General features: G+C 67.5%; 18 protein-coding genes. 6 read left to right on the forward strand and 12 right to left on the reverse strand.

Annotated features, from left to right (window positions below; all coding sequences use genetic code 11):
• Positions 1-76: 76 nt before the first annotated feature.
• The 12 genes from IAE58_RS07645 to asnS form a co-directional block, all read right to left on the reverse strand.
• Positions 77-628: a DUF2939 domain-containing protein gene (locus IAE58_RS07645; RefSeq protein ID WP_199932478.1), complete on the reverse strand. Its 552-nt coding sequence runs from the start codon at positions 626-628 to the stop codon at positions 77-79.
• Positions 629-670: 42 nt separating this feature from the next.
• Positions 671-1,663, reverse strand: coding sequence for an aldo/keto reductase (locus IAE58_RS07650; protein WP_199932479.1), 993 nt, complete (start codon positions 1,661-1,663; stop codon positions 671-673).
• Entirely contained in the window at positions 1,663-2,349 is a 687-nt protein-coding gene (locus tag IAE58_RS07655) for a DUF2461 domain-containing protein (RefSeq protein ID WP_108756590.1), read from the reverse strand. The genes IAE58_RS07650 and IAE58_RS07655 overlap by 1 nt, the downstream gene beginning before the upstream one ends.
• Entirely contained in the window at positions 2,346-3,785 is a 1,440-nt protein-coding gene (gene sbcB / locus IAE58_RS07660) for an exodeoxyribonuclease I (protein WP_199932480.1), read from the reverse strand. The genes IAE58_RS07655 and sbcB overlap by 4 nt, the downstream gene beginning before the upstream one ends.
• Positions 3,785-5,152, reverse strand: coding sequence for an NAD(P)/FAD-dependent oxidoreductase (locus IAE58_RS07665; RefSeq protein ID WP_199932481.1), 1,368 nt, complete (start codon positions 5,150-5,152; stop codon positions 3,785-3,787). Before IAE58_RS07665 ends, sbcB begins: the two co-directional genes overlap by 1 nt.
• Positions 5,153-5,183: 31 nt before the next feature.
• Positions 5,184-6,458 (reverse strand): kynureninase, encoded by a 1,275-nt coding sequence (gene kynU, locus IAE58_RS07670; protein WP_199932482.1) that lies wholly within the window; start codon positions 6,456-6,458, stop codon positions 5,184-5,186.
• Positions 6,459-6,599: 141 nt separating this feature from the next.
• Positions 6,600-7,121, reverse strand: a complete 522-nt coding sequence (locus IAE58_RS07675; protein WP_108753534.1) for a 3-hydroxyanthranilate 3,4-dioxygenase — start codon at positions 7,119-7,121, stop codon at positions 6,600-6,602.
• A 16-nt stretch (positions 7,122-7,137) separates the two neighbouring features.
• Positions 7,138-7,800, reverse strand: coding sequence for a carbonate dehydratase (gene can, locus IAE58_RS07680; protein WP_108750013.1), 663 nt, complete (start codon positions 7,798-7,800; stop codon positions 7,138-7,140).
• Between the two features lie 74 nt (positions 7,801-7,874).
• On the reverse strand, positions 7,875-8,513 hold the full coding sequence (locus IAE58_RS07685) for an FMN-binding negative transcriptional regulator (RefSeq protein WP_199932483.1): 639 nt from the start codon (positions 8,511-8,513) through the stop codon (positions 7,875-7,877).
• A 10-nt stretch (positions 8,514-8,523) separates the two neighbouring features.
• Positions 8,524-8,838 (reverse strand): hypothetical protein, encoded by a 315-nt coding sequence (locus IAE58_RS07690; protein ID WP_108750011.1) that lies wholly within the window; start codon positions 8,836-8,838, stop codon positions 8,524-8,526.
• A gap of 7 nt (positions 8,839-8,845) precedes the next feature.
• A complete protein-coding gene (locus IAE58_RS07695; protein ID WP_005410232.1) occupies positions 8,846-9,145 on the reverse strand; it encodes a hypothetical protein in 300 nt (99 codons plus the stop codon).
• A gap of 30 nt (positions 9,146-9,175) precedes the next feature.
• Positions 9,176-10,570 carry an asparagine--tRNA ligase gene (gene asnS / locus IAE58_RS07700; RefSeq protein WP_199932484.1) on the reverse strand — a complete coding sequence of 465 codons (1,395 nt, stop codon included), beginning with the start codon at positions 10,568-10,570 and terminating at the stop codon, positions 9,176-9,178.
• A 130-nt stretch (positions 10,571-10,700) separates the two neighbouring features.
• On the opposite strand from asnS, the gene IAE58_RS07705 reads away from it, so the two are divergent.
• From IAE58_RS07705 to smc, 6 genes are all read left to right on the forward strand, one after another.
• Complete coding sequence (locus IAE58_RS07705) at positions 10,701-11,039, forward strand: iron-sulfur cluster assembly accessory protein (protein ID WP_006452998.1); 339 nt, start codon at positions 10,701-10,703, stop codon at positions 11,037-11,039.
• 160 nt (positions 11,040-11,199) lie between these two features.
• On the forward strand, positions 11,200-11,742 hold the full coding sequence (locus IAE58_RS07710) for a CbrC family protein (RefSeq protein ID WP_199932485.1): 543 nt from the start codon (positions 11,200-11,202) through the stop codon (positions 11,740-11,742).
• 213 nt (positions 11,743-11,955) lie between these two features.
• Positions 11,956-12,393: a 30S ribosomal protein S6 gene (rpsF, locus tag IAE58_RS07715; protein WP_049445625.1), complete on the forward strand. Its 438-nt coding sequence runs from the start codon at positions 11,956-11,958 to the stop codon at positions 12,391-12,393.
• Positions 12,394-12,404: 11 nt separating this feature from the next.
• Positions 12,405-12,635 (forward strand): 30S ribosomal protein S18, encoded by a 231-nt coding sequence (rpsR, locus tag IAE58_RS07720; RefSeq protein WP_002804494.1) that lies wholly within the window; start codon positions 12,405-12,407, stop codon positions 12,633-12,635.
• A 104-nt stretch (positions 12,636-12,739) separates the two neighbouring features.
• Positions 12,740-13,192 carry a 50S ribosomal protein L9 gene (gene rplI / locus IAE58_RS07725; protein WP_108750008.1) on the forward strand — a complete coding sequence of 151 codons (453 nt, stop codon included), beginning with the start codon at positions 12,740-12,742 and terminating at the stop codon, positions 13,190-13,192.
• 238 nt (positions 13,193-13,430) lie between these two features.
• Entirely contained in the window at positions 13,431-16,934 is a 3,504-nt protein-coding gene (gene smc / locus IAE58_RS07730) for a chromosome segregation protein SMC (protein ID WP_199932486.1), read from the forward strand.
• The last annotated feature ends 24 nt before the right edge of the window (positions 16,935-16,958 follow it).

A 16,958-nucleotide genomic window follows, 5' to 3' on the forward strand; every position in this document is an offset into this window, starting at 1 on the left:
GGCATGGCCCGGCGCTACCAGATGGGGCGACGGTGGTAGCGCCGGGCCATGCCCGGCGAGCGCAGCGGCTCGGGGCTTACGGGCTGCCCGACATCCCCAGCTGCAGGTCCACCACCTTCCAGCGCAGGCCCTGCGGTTCCAGCACCACCTTCAACGGTGGCTGGCCGGGCCCGCGGTCCATATCCACCACGAACCGGTCCAACGCCTCGAAATGGTGTTTGGCGTGCTTCAGCGGCTGCGCCGGTTCGGTCGGGCCGAAGGCATCGCCGCCCTGCAGTTCGTTGCGGCCACGCTTCCACAACACGTGGCCCTGCAGCACTGCACCAATGCCGGTGGGGGTGATCATCGTGTCCACCGCCGCGCCGCCCAACTGGTCGCCCAGGCCATACAGAAGCGCACCGAAGGGACTGCTGGCCACCTCGGGCCCGGCCTGGCGCACCAGGTAATCATTGAGCTGCGCGCGCAGGCTGCTGCGCACGCGGGGAAAGTCCACGTAGCGCTCCAGCCGCGCGGTGTCGCGCTGCTCGATGGCCTTGGACAGGCCGTGGACGGTCAGGTAGGGGCCGCCGAACCACCACGCACACACGGCCGCAACCGCCAGGATCAGGACGCCGATGAGCTTCTTCATGCCGCCCAGACTGCCGCAAACGCCGGCCGCGCAGGTGAAGACTCAGTGACTGGGTGAGCCGCGGCCATCACCGAATGCGGCCACCAGCCGCTGCCGTTCGGCAGCGCTTAGTGCGTCCACGCGGGTAGCCAGCACCTCATCCAGGCTGCGCAGGCGGGTGGTGCCGAGGATGCCGCTGGCCACGCCGGGGTGTTGCAGCACGTAGGCGAAGGCGGTCTGCGCCGGGCGCTGGCCATCGATGCCGGCCACCGCGCGGCGCATCGCACCGGCACTGCGCATCAACTGGCGGCTGCTCGGTTTCAGCCATGCGCGGGCCAGGTACCAGGCATCGGCCAGCCGGGGCAGGCGCGGGCGTGCCGGCAGCAGATGCCCCTGTGCCAGCACCGTGCCGGCCAGCACGCCGATACCGGCCGCGTGCAGCCGATCGATCAGCGGCGCGCGGTCCTGCTGCAATGCGTTGAAATCCAGCAGCACCACGTCGAAGGCCTGCGGGTGGTCGATCATCCATTGCAGCGTGGCGGCCGAATGGGTGTTGATGCCGGTGTGCCGGATCAGCCCGCGTTCGCGCAGGCGGGCCAGCGCGTGCAGCAGATCGTCGTTGATGTTGTGCTGGCTGGCACCGTGCAGCTGGTACACGTCCAGGTAGTCCAGGCCCAGGTTGCGCAGCGACGCCTCGCAGCTGGCGGTGATCGCCGCCGGCGAGAAATCACGCTGCTCGGCACCGCTGATCCCGGCCTGCCCGGTCAGTGTGCCGCCCTTGCTGGAAATCACCAGCGACTCGCGCGGGAAGCGTGCCAGCAGCGGGCGCAGGATGCGGCCCAGGCGCGGTTCGGCGTGGAAGCCGGAGTAGTTGTGGCCGGTGTCGAGCAGGTTCATGCCCTGTGCCAGCGCATGCTCGACCACTGCTGCGGCGGTCTCCTCGGAGAAGCGCGGATGGCCCCAGAAGCCCGAACAGCCCAGCCCGACCGGTGAGACGGCCAGCCCGGTACGGCCCAGCATGCGGCGCTGCTGGGCCAGGGGCAGGGTGTCGCCCATCAGAACTCCAGGTCCAGTGCCGCGCACAGGTAGTCCACGAACGGAGCCAGAGTGGCCAGGTCCTTGCCCAGGGTGGACAGCAGGCGCGGGCCGGTCATGGTGTCATCGTCCAGCGAACGCCACATGACCCAGTTGCGATGCTTCAGATCGTCGATGAATTCGAAGTCGGCCGGGAAGCCGCGCGGCGGCCGCACCAGCTTCTCGCTCTGCTCGAAGTCGAAGCGCTTGCGCAGGGGCGCGCCGTGCGCCGCCGCCTTCCAGCTGCCCGGGTTGTCCAGGATGAAGTGGCGCACGCGGCGCTGGGTCTCCGGTTCCGGGTGCCACAGGCCGGCGCCGACGAAGCTCTCGCCTGGCTGCAGGTGGATGTAGAACGAGGGCGCGGCCACTTCACGGCGGCGCTCGTGGAACAGGCGCGCACCCTGCCAGGTCTTGTACGGCGACTTGTCGTTGGAGAAGCGCGCGTCACGGTGGATGCGGAACAGCGAGCCGCCGACGCCGCGGGTGTCGGCGCGGAAGTGCTCGCTCACTTCACCCAGCGCGGGCTGCAGGTCGCCCAGCAGGCGCAGGAAGGGCTGCCGCACGTGGTCTTCGTACTGCTGGCGATGGTCGTTGAACCAGGCCTTTTCGTTGTGCCGCGCCAGGCTGCGCAGGAACTTGAAACTGGCCTCGGAAAAATACGTACTCACAGCTGCTCCTGCAGGTGGTGGCCCCAGTCGCGCAGCGACTGCAGCAGCTCGGCGCGGCGCACGTCGTCGGGCGCTTCGGCGGCCAGCGCGTCGATCTGCTGCTGGTACTGGGGCAGGTTCAGTTCACCCAGGCCCTGTTCGCCCAGCAGACGTTGGCGGCGGTACGCCTGCCAGCGTTCCTGTTCGGCCGGCGACAGGGTGCCGGGATGGTTGCGGGCGCGGTAGCGGAACAGCAGTTCGGGCAATCGCGGGTCGCGGAAGCGCTCTTCCAGCGCGGCCAGTTGCTGCGGCGCGGTGGTGCGGGCCAGGGCCAGCAACGGCTTGTCGCCGGCGCCGAGGAAACCGTCGTACAACGAGGCGTCCACATCGGTCAGCATCGGTGGGCGCGGCTGGTTGAACACCTGGCGGGCCTTCTCGGCCAGCTGTGGCGCCACCTCGCGCAGGCGCGCGGCCTTGGCTTCGATCGCGGCCACGTCCAGCCCCAGCCGTGCATGGTCATCGGCACGCAGGTGGTTCCAGGCCACCAGCGCCGGCACCTTGTTCAGATGCACTTCCTTCAGCGGCACGCGGGCCACGCCCTCGGGTAGTTCGCTGGCGCGCAGGTACAGGCGCTGGGCGATCACCTCGGCCGGCAGTGCCAGCAGGTCGTCCACTTCGCCGTCCAGATCGAACACGATGGCGCGGTTGCCGATGGTCGGGTGCATGGCCAGCGGCAGCACCGGCGCGGCGCACAGGCGGCTGGCCGGGTAGCGCATGGAAATGTGCAGCACCGGCTGCATCGCCGCCACGTCCAGAAGACTGCCGACAAAGCGCTTGTCGCGCAGCTTGAGGGCGTAGTCCCACAGGCGCGGCTGCGACTGCTTGAACAAGCGGGCCATGCCCAACGTGGCGCGCACATCGGAAAGCGCTTCATGCGCATCGCCGTCGCGCACGCCATTGGCCTCGGCCAGGTGTTCCAGCTTGAACGAGGTCGCGCCGTCCTCGCGCTGCGGCCACTGGATGCCGTCCGGGCGCAGCGCGCGCATCAGCCGCAGCATGTCCAGCAGGTCCCAGCGCGAGTTGCCGTTGCGCCACTCGCGCTCGTAAGGATCGTGGAAGTTGCGGAACAGGCCGTAGCGGATGAATTCGTCGTCAAAGCGCAGGGTGTTGTAGCCCAGCGCACAGGTGCCGGGCCGTGACATCTGTTCGTTGATGCGGTCGAACGCCTCGGCCTCGCTCACGCCCTCGGCCATGGCCTGCTGCGGGGTGATGCCGGTCACCAGGGTGGCCATGGGCGAGGGCAGCAGATCATCGGCCGGGCGCACGAAGAAGCTGACCGGCGTGTCGATCACGTTCAGATCGGCGTCGGTGCGCATGGCCGCGAACTGCGCGATGCGGGTGCGGCGCGGATCCTGGCCGAAGGTTTCCAGGTCGTAGAACAGGAAGCTGTCAGCCATCAGTGCGCGCCCTCCAGCACCGGCAGCTGCGCGTGGATCTGCGCTTCCAGTGCGGCCCAGTCGATGTTGTCCAGCGTGGTGTGGCCGGCCGTGGCCGCCACCAGCATGTCGCGCTGCAGTTCGGTGCGGCGCAGTGCTTCGGCATACGGCGTGTGCAGGAAGGTGACCATGGTGTAGTGCGGCACGAAGCGGGTCGGCCAGCGCCGCTGCAGTTCCTGTTCCAGCTCGCGCTGCAGCAGGAAGGCCGGGTCGGCCACGCGGTCACGCATTTCCAGGTAGTTTTCCAGCGCCATCTGCTGGATCGCCTGCGCATTGGGTTTGCGCTCGGCTTCGAAGGCGGCAAAGGCGCCCTGCAGATCGTCGGCGTCCATCAGGTGCCGGGCCAGCGCCACGCAATCTTCGAACGCGCAGTTCATGCCCTGGCCGTGGAACGGCACCATCGCATGCGCGGCATCGCCGATCAGCACGGCGCGGCCGTCCTGGTGCCAGCGCTCCAGGGTCAGCGTGCCCAGCAGGCCTGGCGGATGCTGTTCCCAGTCCGCGCGCAGGTCCGGGATCAGCGGCAGCGCATCGGCGAATACGGCGGCGAACAGCGCCTCGGCCTGCGCACCGGTGTTGACCGTGGCGAAGCTGGGGTTGCCCTGGTTGGGCAGGAACAGGGTGACGGTGAAGGTGCCTTCGTGGTTGGGCAGGGCGATGCACATGTAGTGGCCGCGCGGCCAGATGTGCAGCGCATTGCGCTCGATGCGGAAGCTGCCATCGGCGGCCGGCGGGATTTCCAGTTCCTTGTAGGAATGGTCGAGGAAGGCGATGTCCTCGCCCAGCGGCGCGCGCCGGTTCATTGCCGCACGCAGCGCCGAACCTGCACCGTCGGCGCCGATCAGGCTGTCGAAGCGGATGTCATGCGGGCTGTCATCGCGGTCATCGATGAAGCGCGCGTAGCCGGCGTCGAAATCCACGGTATGCAGGCGGCGGTGGAAATGCACGGTGGCACCGGCTTCTTCGGCCAGTTGCAGCAGCGTGGTGTTCAGTTCACTGCGATGGATCGACCAGATCACTTCGCTGTCGTCGCGGCCATAGCGCTGCAGCTGCGGATCGCCTTCGCGCGGGTGAACCATGCGCCCGCGCATCATCACCGCGCGGGCCATCACTTCGTCTTCCACGCCGGCCTGGCGCAGTGCATTGCGGCCGCGCTCGGCCAGGGCCAGGTTGATCGAACGGCCGCTTTCATAATCGGCCACGCGCGGGTCGCCGCGGCGTTCGTACAGGGTGATGCGCCAGCCCTGCCGCGACAGCAGGATGGCCAGCAGGGAACCGGCCAGGCCGGCGCCGATGATGCTCAGGGAGCGGGAGGCGTGTGCGATCAACGAACTGTCCAGCAATAGGGGAGGGCGCGGCTTACAGGCCGGCCCAGGCTTCCACTTCCTCGACGAAATGGTGCACGTCCAGGTAGCGGTTGTAGAGCGGGGTGGGCGAAATGCGGATGACGTCCGGCTCGCGCCAGTCGCCGAGCACGCCGACGCCACGCAGGTATTCGAACAGCGCGCGGCCACGTTCGCGGCCGCCGATCACCCGCAGCGACAGCTGGCAGCCGCGGCGTTCCGGTTCGGATGGGGTGACCACGTCCAGCACCTGCGGCAGGCGCGCGCGCACCAGTGCATCGAGCAGGCCGGTCAGCGCCAGCGATTTGCTGCGCAGCGCCTCCATGCCGGCGCGCTCGAACAGGTCCAGCGATGCGCGCAGCGGGGCCAGGCCCAGGATCGGCGGATTGCTCAACTGCCAGCCTTCGGCACCCACGGCCGGGGTGAACTGCGGCGACATCTGGAAGCGCGTGGCCTCTTCATGGCCCCACCAGCCGGCAAAACGCGGCAGGGTGGTGTCGCGGTGGTGGCGCTCGTGCACGAAGGCACCGGCCACGGCACCCGGGCCGCTGTTGAGGTACTTGTAGTGGCACCACACGGCGAAGTCGGGCGCCACATCGTGCAGGTGCAGCGGTACGTTGCCGACCGAATGGGCCAGGTCGAAGCCGATGCGGGCGCCCTGCAGGCGCGCGGCGCGGGTGATCGCGTCCAGATCGAACACCTGGCCGCTGCGGTACTGCACGCCCGGCCACAGCACCAGCGCCAGGCGCGGGCCGTGTTCGGCGATGGCGTGTTCGATGGCCGCCGTCGAAATCGTGCCGTTGGCTTCATCCGGCTGCACTTCCACCAGGCAGTCGGCCGGGTCGAAGCCGTGGAAGCGGATCTGCGCTTCCACCGCGTGGCGGTCGGTCGGGAAGGCGCCTGCTTCCATCAGGATGACCGGGCGCTGCGCGGTGGGCCGGTAGAAGCTGACCATCATCAGGTGCAGGTTCACGCTCAGCGTGTTCATCGCCACCACTTCGCTGGGCAGGGCGCCGACCACGCGGGCCAGCTGCGCGCTCACCAGACGGTGGTAGGACAGCCACTGGGTGGGGCCGGTGAAATGGCCTTCCACGGCCAGCTCGCCCCACTGCTTCATCACTTCCTGCACGGCGGCCTGCGCGCCGCGCGGCTGCAGGCCCAGCGAATTGCCGACGAAGTAGGTCTGCTCACCGCCGCCATGGCGCGGAATCAGGAATTCGTTGCGCAGCGGGCGCAGCGGATCGGCAGCGTCCAGGGCAATGGAGTGGGTGCGGCTGAGCAGATCGGACATGGGCGGGCAACAGGCTGCAACGGGATTGCCAGTGTAGCGCCTGGCGCCTGCGTGATGCCGCGCGGTGCGCTCGCCGGGCATGGCCCGGCGCTACCCGGAGTTCACGCGTCCCGGTAGCGCCGGGCCATGCCCGGCGGAGCGTCAGCCCGCTGCGGGCGCCGGCAACGGATCCACGTGGCCGCATTCACTGCAGGTGCGCAGTTCCAGGCTGGCCTGATAGCGCGCGAAGACCTTGGGCAGGTCGGTCTCGATGTTCTGCAGGGTGAAGTACTCTTCGTACAACTTGTGGTTGCACTGCTCGCAATGCCAGATCACGCCATCGCGCTCATGCGCCAGGCGCTTGCGCTCCACCACCAGACCGACGCCGCCGGGCGGGCGCCGCGGCGAATGCGGCACCTTGCCCGGCAGCAGGAAGATCTCGCCGGCACGGATCGGGATATCGCGCACGGCGCCGTCTTCCTGGACCTTCAGCACCATCTCGCCTTCCAGTTGGTAGAACCACTCCGGGCCTTCGTCGTAGTGGTAGTCGGTGCGCGAGTTCGGCCCGCCCACCACCATCACGATGAAGTCGCCGTTCTCGATCATCTTGTTGCCCACCGGCGGCTTCAGCAGGTGCCGGTGTTCTTCGATCCAGGCCAGCAGGTTGATCGGCGAGGCGAGCATGGCAGTCTCCGGTCGGTCAGTCGCGCTTGCCGTGGCGGGGTACGAAGGCCAGGGCCTTTTCGTACGCCGGCTTCAGCTCGTCCTGGGCGCCGACGTCGATGCCCATCTCGCTCACCCGGCCGTCCTTCAGGCTGTACACCCAACCGTGCACCATCAGCTTCTGGCCACGCGCCCAGGCGTCTTCCACAATGGTGGAGCGGCACAGGTTGGCCACCTGTTCGATCACGTTCAGTTCGCACAGGCGGGCGTGCTTGAGCTCGTCATCGTCGATCGCATCGAGGATGGCCGCGTGTTTCTGTGCCACATCGCCCACGTGGCGCAGCCAGTTGTCGGCCAGGCCCACGCGGGTGTTGTGCAGGCAGGCGTGCACGCCACCGCAGCCGTAATGGCCCACGATCAGGATGTGTTTCACCTTCAGCTGGTCCACCGCGTATTGCACCACGCTCAGGCAGTTCAGGTCGCTGTGGGCCACTACGTTGGCCACGTTGCGGTGCACGAACACCTCGCCCGGGGCCATGCCGATGATCTGGTTGGCCGGCACGCGCGAATCGGAACAGCCGATCCACAGGTACTCCGGATGCTGCTGCTTGGCCAGCTGGTGGAAGAACTCAGGGTCTTCCTTTTCGATGCGGTCGGCCCATTCGCGGTTGTTCTGCAGCAGCTTGTGGATGTCTTTCATGTTCGGGTGTCCCTGACGTCAGGTGGGCGCACGAGGCGGCCCTTCCGGCCGCGTCGTGGTGGGGAAACGGGCGCTCAGCCGCCGGCGGCGGCCTCGTCGCGGTGCCAGCGCATCCACTGCGCCAGCTCGGTGGATGCGGGGGTGTGCAGCTCATCCAGCGCAGCGATCACCGCCAGCTGGTTGGCTTCGGGGTGGTTCTGGCTCAGCTTCAGCTTCACCTGCACGTGTTCAACCTGGAAACGGAAGCCGACGATGGCGCGCAGTTCCGGCCCGTGTTCGGGGCGGTCGGCCTCGAACTGCCACGACTGCCCGACGCTGGCTTCGTAATGGTCGCTGATGGCGCCGACCAGGTCGGCCAGTGCGGCCGGGTCGTCGAACCGCTGCAGCTGCCCGCGCAGTTCGGCGGCGGCGTAGTTCCAAGTGGGAACGCGTGCGGCGGCGTCCTTGTCGGGGTACCAGCTGGCCGACACGTACCCGTGCGGGCCATCCACCAGCACCTTGGCCGGGCCGTCGCGGCGCGACTGCGGGTTGGCCCGGGCCCAGTGCCCACGCAGTTCGATCTGGGTGCCCTGGCGCTGGTACAGCACTGGCATCCGGGTCAGTTCCGGCAGGCCGTCCTCACCGGTGGTCAGCACGGTGACAAACGCATCGCGGGCCAGCAGGCGGTCCAGCCAGCGCAGGTCGGTTTCGGCGAAGGCGCGCGGGGTGAACATCGGCCTGGGCTCAGGCGCGCCCGCCCAGCGACTGCACCATGCGGCCGCGCAGGCCTTCATCGCTGCCGGCCTGCGGCGGCTGCACTTCATGCAGGCTGAAGCCGCGGACCAGCGCGTCTTCTTCGTCCAGACCGTCGTACTCGACGAATTCGGCATCGAACAGCTGCGAACGGGCAGTATCTTCGCTGTCGTAGCTCAGCGTGTTGCCATCGCTGTCCAGCACTTCGGCGGTGCCGGCCGGGCGCACGCGCAGGCGGGCCCAGATCAGGGTGTTGCCAAGGCTGGCCAGCCACCAGCTGTCGCGGGCGTCGTTGTTGTCGTTCATGTGCGTATTACCAGAGCGAGGCCAGCCAGAGCAGGGCAGCCATGCCCAGTCCGGCCAGCAGGGTCAGCAGCGATACCCAGGCCGGCGTCGCCAGCCCGGACAGCGAGCGGTCCGGCTGCTGGCGATAATCGCGGCGCAGCAGCCAGGCCAGGGCGTCGGGCTTGAGAAAGGCGCCACTGCCAAAGCGCGCGGCGAGCGCCGGATGGCGGTCGCGCACGTGTACCAGGGTCAGCGGCCAGAAGATCACGAAGGCACTGAACCCGGCCACTGCAACGCCGACGAAACAGAGGGCGAAGAACAGGGTCATGGGGGCAGTACCTCCGTGCTCGTGTGGGGCTTAGAAGTCCGCGCTGCCCGGGGCGCGCGGGTAGGGAATGGCATCGCGGATGTTGGACAGGCCGCAGACGTAGACCACCAGGCGCTCGAAGCCCAGGCCGAAGCCGGCGTGCGGCACCGAGCCGTAGCGGCGGAAATCGCGGTACCAGCTGTAGTGCTCGCGATCCAGGCCGAACTGCGCCATGCGCGCGTCCAGCACGTCCAGGCGCTCTTCGCGCTGGCTGCCGCCGATGATCTCGCCGATGCCCGGGGCCAGCACGTCCATCGCGGCCACGGTCTTGCCGTCGTCGTTCAGGCGCATGTAGAAGGCCTTGATGTGCTCGGGGTAGTTGGTCACCACCACCGGGCGGCCGACGTGTTCTTCGGTCAGCCAGCGCTCGTGCTCGGTCTGCAGGTCCAGGCCCCATTCGACCGGGAAGTCGAACTTCTTGCCGGACTTCTGCAGCAGGCTGACCGCATCGGTGTAGTCGATGCGCTCGAACGGCGCGTTGATGAAGTCTTCCAGCTTGGTGATCGCGTTCTTGTCCACGCGCTCGGCGATGAAGGCCAGGTCGTCGCCACGCTCGTTCAGTACCGCACGGAACAGGTACTTCAGGAACTCTTCGGCCAGACGCGCGTCTTCGGCCAGGTCGGCGAAGGCGATTTCCGGCTCGATCATCCAGAACTCGGCCAGATGGCGGGTGGTGTGGCTGTTTTCAGCGCGGAAGGTCGGGCCGAAGGTGTAGACCTTGCTCAGCGCCAGGCAGTAGGCCTCGACGTTCAGCTGGCCGGACACGGTCAGGAAGGTTTCCTTGCCGAAGAAGTCGCGGCTGAAGTCGATCGCGCCCTTCCCGTCGCGCGGCAGGTTCACCATGTCCAGGGTGGACACGCGGAACATCTGGCCGGCGCCTTCGGCGTCGGAGGTGGTGATGATCGGGGTGCTGATCCAGTTGAAGCCGTTCTCGTGGAAGAAACGGTGCACGGCCTGGGCCAGGCAGTTGCGGATGCGGGTGACCGCGCCGAACAGGTTGGTGCGCGGGCGCAGGTGCGCCACTTCACGCAGGAACTCCGGCGACATCGGCTTGGGCTGGATCGGGTAGGTGAGCGGGTCTTCGACCCAGCCGACCACTTCCAGCGCACTGGCCTGGATCTCGAACGACTGGCCCTTGCCCTGCGACTTCACCAGGGTGCCGGTGGCGATGACCGAGCAGCCGCTGGTCAGGCGCTTGATCTCGTCGAAGTTGCCCAGGGTGTCGTTGGCCACGACCTGGATCGGGGCGAAGCAGGAGCCGTCGCTCACATTCACGAAAGCCAGATTCGCTGAACCGCGCACCGTGCGCACCCAACCGCGTACCGTGACTTCGCCGCCTTCCGGGATCTTCCCGGCAAGCGCATGTTCAACGCTGACCACCGTCATGACTTGAATCCTCTGCTGATCGACTCGATCTGTGAACACGGGAGTTTACCGGTTGCAGCGTTCTGCTTGCGAGGCATTTTTCGCGCCGCTGGGCTCCTTATAATGTCCCTGTACCCCTGGAGTGAGCCTCATGGCCGTCAGCCTGACCCCCATCGCCTTCGAGCGCGTGCAGCGCTTCGTAGCCCAGACCCCCGGCGCCCTGGGCCTGCGCTTCGGCGTGACCAAGACCGGTTGCTCCGGCTGGGGCCATGTGACCGACCTGGCCCGTGACGAGCGCGAGGGTGACACCGTGTTCGACCAGGACGGGGTGAAGATCTACGTCGATGCCAAGAGCCTGGCCCTGGTGGACGGGACCGTAATCGACTTCGGCAAGCACGGCCTGAGCGAAACGTTCACGTTCAGCAACCCGAACGCCACCGCAGAGTGCGGTTGCGGTGAAAGCTTCACCACCGACGCCGACAAGGCCTGACGCGCGGTCCCGGCGCCCGCCGGGCATGGCCCGGCGCTACCCCGCCCGCTATGGCCCGGCGCAACCCCGCCGGGGAATGGCCGGCGCAACCCGCCTGGCAGGTGCCGACCGCAACCCGCCTGGTGGGTGCCGACCTTGGTCGGCACGAAAGGACCCACGGATGGAACGCCCGGTTTTCACCTATCACCCCAACGCCTACGCGACCGCCTTCGAAACGGTCGATGGGGTCTGTGACGGCTGCGGCCAGTCGCGCGCGCTGCGCTATCGCGGGCCGTTCTACGCCGCCCTGAAGCCCGACTACCTGTGCCCGTGGTGCATTGCCGATGGCAGTGCGTCGGCACGTTTCGAGGGCGAATTTACCGGCTGGACCGATATCGAGGGGGTGTCGCCGGACCCGGCCGACCCGCCGCCGACCATCCCGCGTGAGATGCTGCTGGAGATCTGCGAGCGCACCCCGGGCTACCCGTCCTGGCAACAGTCGGTGTGGCTGAGCCATTGTGAACGGCCCTGCGCGTTCCTCGGATTCGCCAGCGGCGAAGACCTGCTGCCGATCCTGGACCAGGTCCGGCCGGACGTGGCGGCGGTCAATCCGCGCGACGCCGACGGGGTATTGGAGTGCCTGACCCGTGATGGCGAGATGGTCGGTTGCCTGTTCCAGTGCCTGCAGTGCGGCCAGCACCGCCTTCACGTCGATCTGGGCTGAATACCTTCGCCGGGCATGGCCCGGCGCTACCTGCCGAGGGGTAGGTGCCGACCTTGGTCGGCACGACGGCACGGCGGGCCGGGTTGCCCGCCACCCCCATCTGCGCCATAATGCGCGGCTTCCTGCCCTCTGGGCGGGAACCCTTGCCCCACCGCGGTATCCACGGCGGGGGGCTGTCCGGCCGCAAGGCCACATCCGAAAGGTAGAAAAAACATGAGTCGTCATTACGAAATCGTGTTCATGGTCCACCCGGACCAGAGCGAGCAGGTCCCGGCCATGATCGAGCGCTACAAGTCGCTGGTCGAGAACGGCAACGGCACCATCCACCGTCTGGAAGACTGGGGCCGCCGCCAGCTGGCGTACCCGATCCAGAACCTGGTGAAGGCGCACTACGTGCTGCTGAACATCGAAGCCGACCAGGCCGTGCTGAACGAGCTGACCGAAAGCTTCCGCTTCAACGACGCCGTGCTGCGCAACCTGGTCATCAAGCGTGACGAGGCTGACACCGAGCAGTCGCTGATCATGAAGAGCAAGGACGAGAAGGGTGACAAGCCGGAGCGCGGTGAGCGCCGTCGTCGTGACGACGAAGAAGGCGAGTCCACCACCACCGCTGACAACGAAGCCGGCGACGACGCCGCTTCCGCCGCCTAAGGAGCCTTCCCATGTCCAAGTTCTTCCGTCGCCGCAAGTTCTGCAAGTTCACGGCTGAAGGTGTGAAGGAGATCGACTACAAGGATCTCAACACCCTGCGCCAGTACCTGACCGAGAACGGCAAGATCGTGCCGAGCCGCGTCACCGGTACCAAGTCGAAGTACCAGCGTCAGCTGGCGACCGCCGTCAAGCGCGCTCGCTTCCTGGCCCTGATCCCGTACACCGACAACCACGACGTCTGATGCCCGGCGGGGCGGCCCCGTGCCGCCCCGCTGTGCCAGCTATTCGGACAGCCACAGTTGCGGGGCGCTGCCTCGCTAACGAATAACTTATCTGGAGCACTACCATGCAGCTGATCCTCCTGCAGAAGGTCACCAACCTCGGCAACCTGGGTGACCTGGTCACCGTCAAGCCGGGCTACGGCCGTAACTTCCTCGTGCCGCAGGGCAAGGCCGTGCCGGCCACCGAGACCAACAAGGCCGAGTTCGAAGCCAAGCGCGCCGAATACGAAGCCAAGGCACAGTCCATCCACGCCGACGCTGAAGCCCGCAAGGCCAAGCTGGAAGGCGCGAGCGTGACCATCGCCGCCAACGCTTCGACCGAAGGCAAGCTGTACGGCTCGGTCGGCGCCCGCGAAATCGCCGATGCCTTCACCGCTGCCGGCCTGGAGCTGAGCAAGAGCGAGGTCATCCTGGGCGAAGGCGCCTTCCGCAACATCGGTGAATACGACGTCCTGGTGCACCTGCACGCCGACGTGGAAACCACCGTCAAGGTTGTGGTCGAAGCCGAAAAGGCCTGATTCCGGGCCAAAAGGCCGGGTATCACCGCAGAACGGGCGCCCGCAGGGGTGCCCGTTTTGTTTTGGGCGGCCGCCGCCCGCGCTGCGATGTTCCACGCCCCGCGTAGAACATGCCTCGTAGAACCGGGCCACATCGGTATACTCAGGGCGTCACGCCCATGTCATTGTCGGCGATCCCAGCAGGATCAATGACTTGCAGGGCAAGCAGGCCGCCCGCCGGCCCCAGCCCGGAACCCCTATGCGTCTTTCCACGATCAAGCTGTCCGGCTTCAAGTCGTTCGTCGATCCGACCACCCTGCACCTGCCGACCAACATGACCGGCGTGGTGGGCCCCAATGGTTGCGGCAAGTCGAACATCATCGACGCCGTGCGCTGGGTCATGGGTGAGAGTTCGGCCAGCCGTCTGCGCGGCGACTCGCTGACCGACGTGATCTTCTCCGGTTCCAATGCGCGCAAGCCGGTCTCGCAGGCCACCGTCGAGCTGATCTTCGACAACTCCGATCATACGATTTCCGGCGAATACGCCTCGTTCAACGAAATCTCGGTCAAGCGCACGGTCAGCCGCGATGGCACCAGCAACTATTATCTGAACGGCACCAAGTGCCGCCGTCGCGACATTACCGATCTGTTCCTGGGCACCGGCCTGGGCCCGCGCAGCTACTCGATCATCGAGCAGGGCATGATCAGCCAGATCATCGAGGCGCGCCCGGAAGACCTGCGCGTGTACCTGGAAGAGGCCGCCGGCATTTCCAAGTACAAGGAACGCCGCAAGGAAACCGAAACCCGCATCCGCCACACCCGCGAGAACCTGGACCGGCTGGGCGACCTGCGCGATGAGATCGGCAAGCAGCTGGAACACCTGAAGCGCCAGGCCAAGCAGGCCGAGCAGTACCAGGCGCTGCAGGAAGAGCGCCGGGTGAAGGATGGGCAGTGGAAGGCGCTGGAATTCCGCGGCCTGGATGGCCGTCTTTCCAAGCTGCGCGAGGGCCTGCTGCAGGAAGAAACGCGTCTGCAGCAGCTGATTGCCGAGCAGCGTGAAGCCGAAGCCCATATCGAAACCTCGCGCGTGCGCCGCGAAGAGGCGGCCGATGCCTTGAATACCGCACAGGCGGCGGTCTACCAGGTGGGCAGCACGCTGGCCAGGGTGGAGCAGCAGATCCAGCACCAGCGCGAGCTGTCGCAGCGCCTGCACAAGGCGCGCGACGAAACCCAGCAGGCGCTGGCCGAGCTGGGCCAGCACATCAGCGGCGACGAGGCGCGCCTGGGCGTGCTGCGCGAGGCTGTCGAAGACGCGACCCCGCAGCTGGAAGCGCTGCAGGAAGAGAACGAGATCAAGCAGGAAAGCCTGCGCGAGGCCGAAGACCGCCTGGCCAGCTGGCAGCAGCGCTGGGAACAACACACTTCGCAGAGTTCGGAAGCTTCGCGCGCCGGCGATGTCGAGCGCACCCGCGTGGACTACCTGGACAAGCAGATCCTGGATGCCGACCGCCGCCGCGAGGCGCTGGCGGCCGAGCGTGCCGGCCTGGATGTGGACGCGCTGGAAGAGGCGTTCGAGCAGCTGCACCTGCAGCACGACACGCAGAAAGCCGCGCTGGACGAGCTGACCGAAGCGGTCGAGCACCGCAAGGAAGGCGTGGTCGCCGTGCAGGAACAGCAACGCGCGGGCCAGAACGAACTGGCCGAGCTGCACAAGCAGGTCAATGGCCTGCGTGGGCGCCTGGCCTCGCTGGAAACCCTGCAGCAGGCCGCCCTGGGCCAGGAGCAGGGCGCTGCGGTGGCCTGGTTGCAGTCGCATGGTCTGGATTCGGCGGCACGCGTCGGCGAGCGACTGGACGTCGACGCCGGCTGGGAGAATGCCGTTGAAAGTGCGCTGGGCGAACTGATCGAAGGCGTGCTGGTCGACGACCCGTCCCGCCTGGTCGACGCGCTCGGCGAGCTGGGCGAGGGCCGCATTGCCCTGGTCGCCAGCGATGACGCCGCGTTGCATGTGGCGCCGACCTCGCTGGCCGCACGCGTGCGTGGCCCGGCGGCGATCCGTCGCTTGCTGGCGCACCTGCACGGTGCCCGCGACCTGGCCGAGGCCAAGACGCTGCAGGCCAGCCTGCCTGAAGGTGATTCCATCATCACCCAGCACGGCGAGCGCCTGGGCCAGGGCTGGCTGCGCGTGTCGCGCTCCGGCGCCGCGCAGCAGGGCGCCTTGCTGCGCGAACGCGAGATCAATGAACTGCGCGAGCAGATCGAACAGCTGCAGGACCGCGAGGCCGAGCTGGAAGAGCGCTTGGCCGGCCTGCGCGAGCAGTTGCTGGCCGCCGAGCAGCAGCGCGAGGACGCGCAGCGCACGTTGTACCAGGCCCATCGCGGCGTATCTGAACTGGCCGGCCAGCTGCAGGGCCAGCAGGGCAAGGTGGAGGCCGCGCGTGCCCGCATCGACCGCATCGAAGGTGAGCTGAAGCAGTTGCTGGAGACGCTGGACGCCAACAACGAACAGGCGCGCGAAGCGCGTTCGCGGCTGGAAAACGCGGTCAGCAGCATGGGCGATCTGGAATCGACGCGGCAGGGCCTGGAAGGCGAGCGCCGCCAGCTGACCGAAGCGCGCGACCTGGCCCGTGATGCTGCACGTGCGGTGCGCGAGCGTTCGCATGCGCTGGCACTGACCCTGGAATCGCAGCGCGCGCAGTTGGCGTCGCTGGGGCAGGCGCTGGAGCGCATGAGCACCCAGCGTGTCCAGCTGGATTCGCGCCTGGGCGAACTTCATTCGCAGCTGGACGATGGCGATTCACCGGTGGAATCGCTGCAGGCCGAGCACCAGCGTGCGCTGGAAGAACGCGTACGCGCCGATCGCGTGCTGACCGAGGCGCGCACCCTGCTGGACGGCATCGATGCCGACCTGCGCACCTATGAACAGACCCGCCACCAGCGTGACGAGCAGGCGTTGGCGCAGCGTGAGCGTATTTCCCAGCGCCGGCTGGACCAGCAGGCCCTGGTGCTGAGCGCCGAGACCCTGCAGGCCGCCGTGGAAAAGGCCGGTTTCGTGATGGCCGAGGTGCTCGAGGCGCTGCCGGACGATGCGCGCCTGGGCGAGTGGGAGCAGGCCGTGCACCAGATCGACGCGCGCATGCGCCGGCTGGAGCCAGTGAACCTGGCCGCCATCCATGAGTACGGCGAGGCCTCGCAGCGCTCGGACTACCTGGATGCGCAGCACACCGACCTGACCACCGCGCTGGAAACCCTGGAAGATGCGATCCGCAAGATCGACCGCGAAACGCGCGGGCGCTTCAAGGACACCTTCGACCGGGTCAACGCCGGCGTGCAGGCGCTGTATCCGCGCCTGTTCGGTGGCGGCCATGCCTACCTGGAACTGACCGGCGAAGACCTGCTCGACACCGGCGTGACCATCATGGCGCGCCCGCCGGGCAAGCGCGTGTCCAGCATCTCGCTGCTGTCCGGTGGCGAGAAGGCGATGACCGCGGTGGCCCTGGTGTTTGCCATCTTCCAGCTGAACCCCGCGCCGTTCTGTCTGCTGGACGAAGTGGACGCGCCGCTGGACGAGGCCAACGTCGGTCGCCTGGCCAACATGGTCAAGGAAATGAGCGAGAAGGTGCAGTTCCTGTTCGTCAGCCATAACAAGGCGACGATGGAAGCGGCGCACCAGCTTTCCGGCGTGACCATGCGCGAACCGGGCGTCAGCCGCCTGGTCAGCGTGGACCTGGAAGAAGCCGCGCGATTGGCGGGCGCGGCCTGACGTGCCATTCTAGTTACCTGAATG

The organism is Stenotrophomonas sp. S49, assembly GCF_016624905.1.
Lineage (GTDB): Bacteria > Pseudomonadota > Gammaproteobacteria > Xanthomonadales > Xanthomonadaceae > Stenotrophomonas.

What these genes read in the sequence shown, in the direction of transcription:
- IAE58_RS07645 (WP_199932478.1), bottom strand. Translation starts at nt 628, where the DNA reads ATGAAGAAGCTCATCGGCGTCCTGATCCTGGCGGTTGCGGCCGTGTGT.
- IAE58_RS07650 (WP_199932479.1), bottom strand. Translation starts at nt 1,663, where the DNA reads ATGGGCGACACCCTGCCCCTGGCCCAGCAGCGCCGCATGCTGGGCCGT.
- sbcB (WP_199932480.1), bottom strand. Translation starts at nt 3,785, where the DNA reads ATGGCTGACAGCTTCCTGTTCTACGACCTGGAAACCTTCGGCCAGGAT.
- kynU (WP_199932482.1), bottom strand. Translation starts at nt 6,458, where the DNA reads ATGTCCGATCTGCTCAGCCGCACCCACTCCATTGCCCTGGACGCTGCC.
- IAE58_RS07675 (WP_108753534.1), bottom strand. Translation starts at nt 7,121, where the DNA reads ATGCTCGCCTCGCCGATCAACCTGCTGGCCTGGATCGAAGAACACCGG.
- can (WP_108750013.1), bottom strand. Translation starts at nt 7,800, where the DNA reads ATGAAAGACATCCACAAGCTGCTGCAGAACAACCGCGAATGGGCCGAC.
- IAE58_RS07685 (WP_199932483.1), bottom strand. Translation starts at nt 8,513, where the DNA reads ATGTTCACCCCGCGCGCCTTCGCCGAAACCGACCTGCGCTGGCTGGAC.
- IAE58_RS07690 (WP_108750011.1), bottom strand. Translation starts at nt 8,838, where the DNA reads ATGAACGACAACAACGACGCCCGCGACAGCTGGTGGCTGGCCAGCCTT.
- IAE58_RS07695 (WP_005410232.1), bottom strand. Translation starts at nt 9,145, where the DNA reads ATGACCCTGTTCTTCGCCCTCTGTTTCGTCGGCGTTGCAGTGGCCGGG.
- asnS (WP_199932484.1), bottom strand. Translation starts at nt 10,570, where the DNA reads ATGACGGTGGTCAGCGTTGAACATGCGCTTGCCGGGAAGATCCCGGAA.
- IAE58_RS07705 (WP_006452998.1), top strand. Translation starts at nt 10,701, where the DNA reads ATGGCCGTCAGCCTGACCCCCATCGCCTTCGAGCGCGTGCAGCGCTTC.
- IAE58_RS07710 (WP_199932485.1), top strand. Translation starts at nt 11,200, where the DNA reads ATGGAACGCCCGGTTTTCACCTATCACCCCAACGCCTACGCGACCGCC.
- rpsF (WP_049445625.1), top strand. Translation starts at nt 11,956, where the DNA reads ATGAGTCGTCATTACGAAATCGTGTTCATGGTCCACCCGGACCAGAGC.
- rpsR (WP_002804494.1), top strand. Translation starts at nt 12,405, where the DNA reads ATGTCCAAGTTCTTCCGTCGCCGCAAGTTCTGCAAGTTCACGGCTGAA.
- rplI (WP_108750008.1), top strand. Translation starts at nt 12,740, where the DNA reads ATGCAGCTGATCCTCCTGCAGAAGGTCACCAACCTCGGCAACCTGGGT.
- smc (WP_199932486.1), top strand. Translation starts at nt 13,431, where the DNA reads ATGCGTCTTTCCACGATCAAGCTGTCCGGCTTCAAGTCGTTCGTCGAT.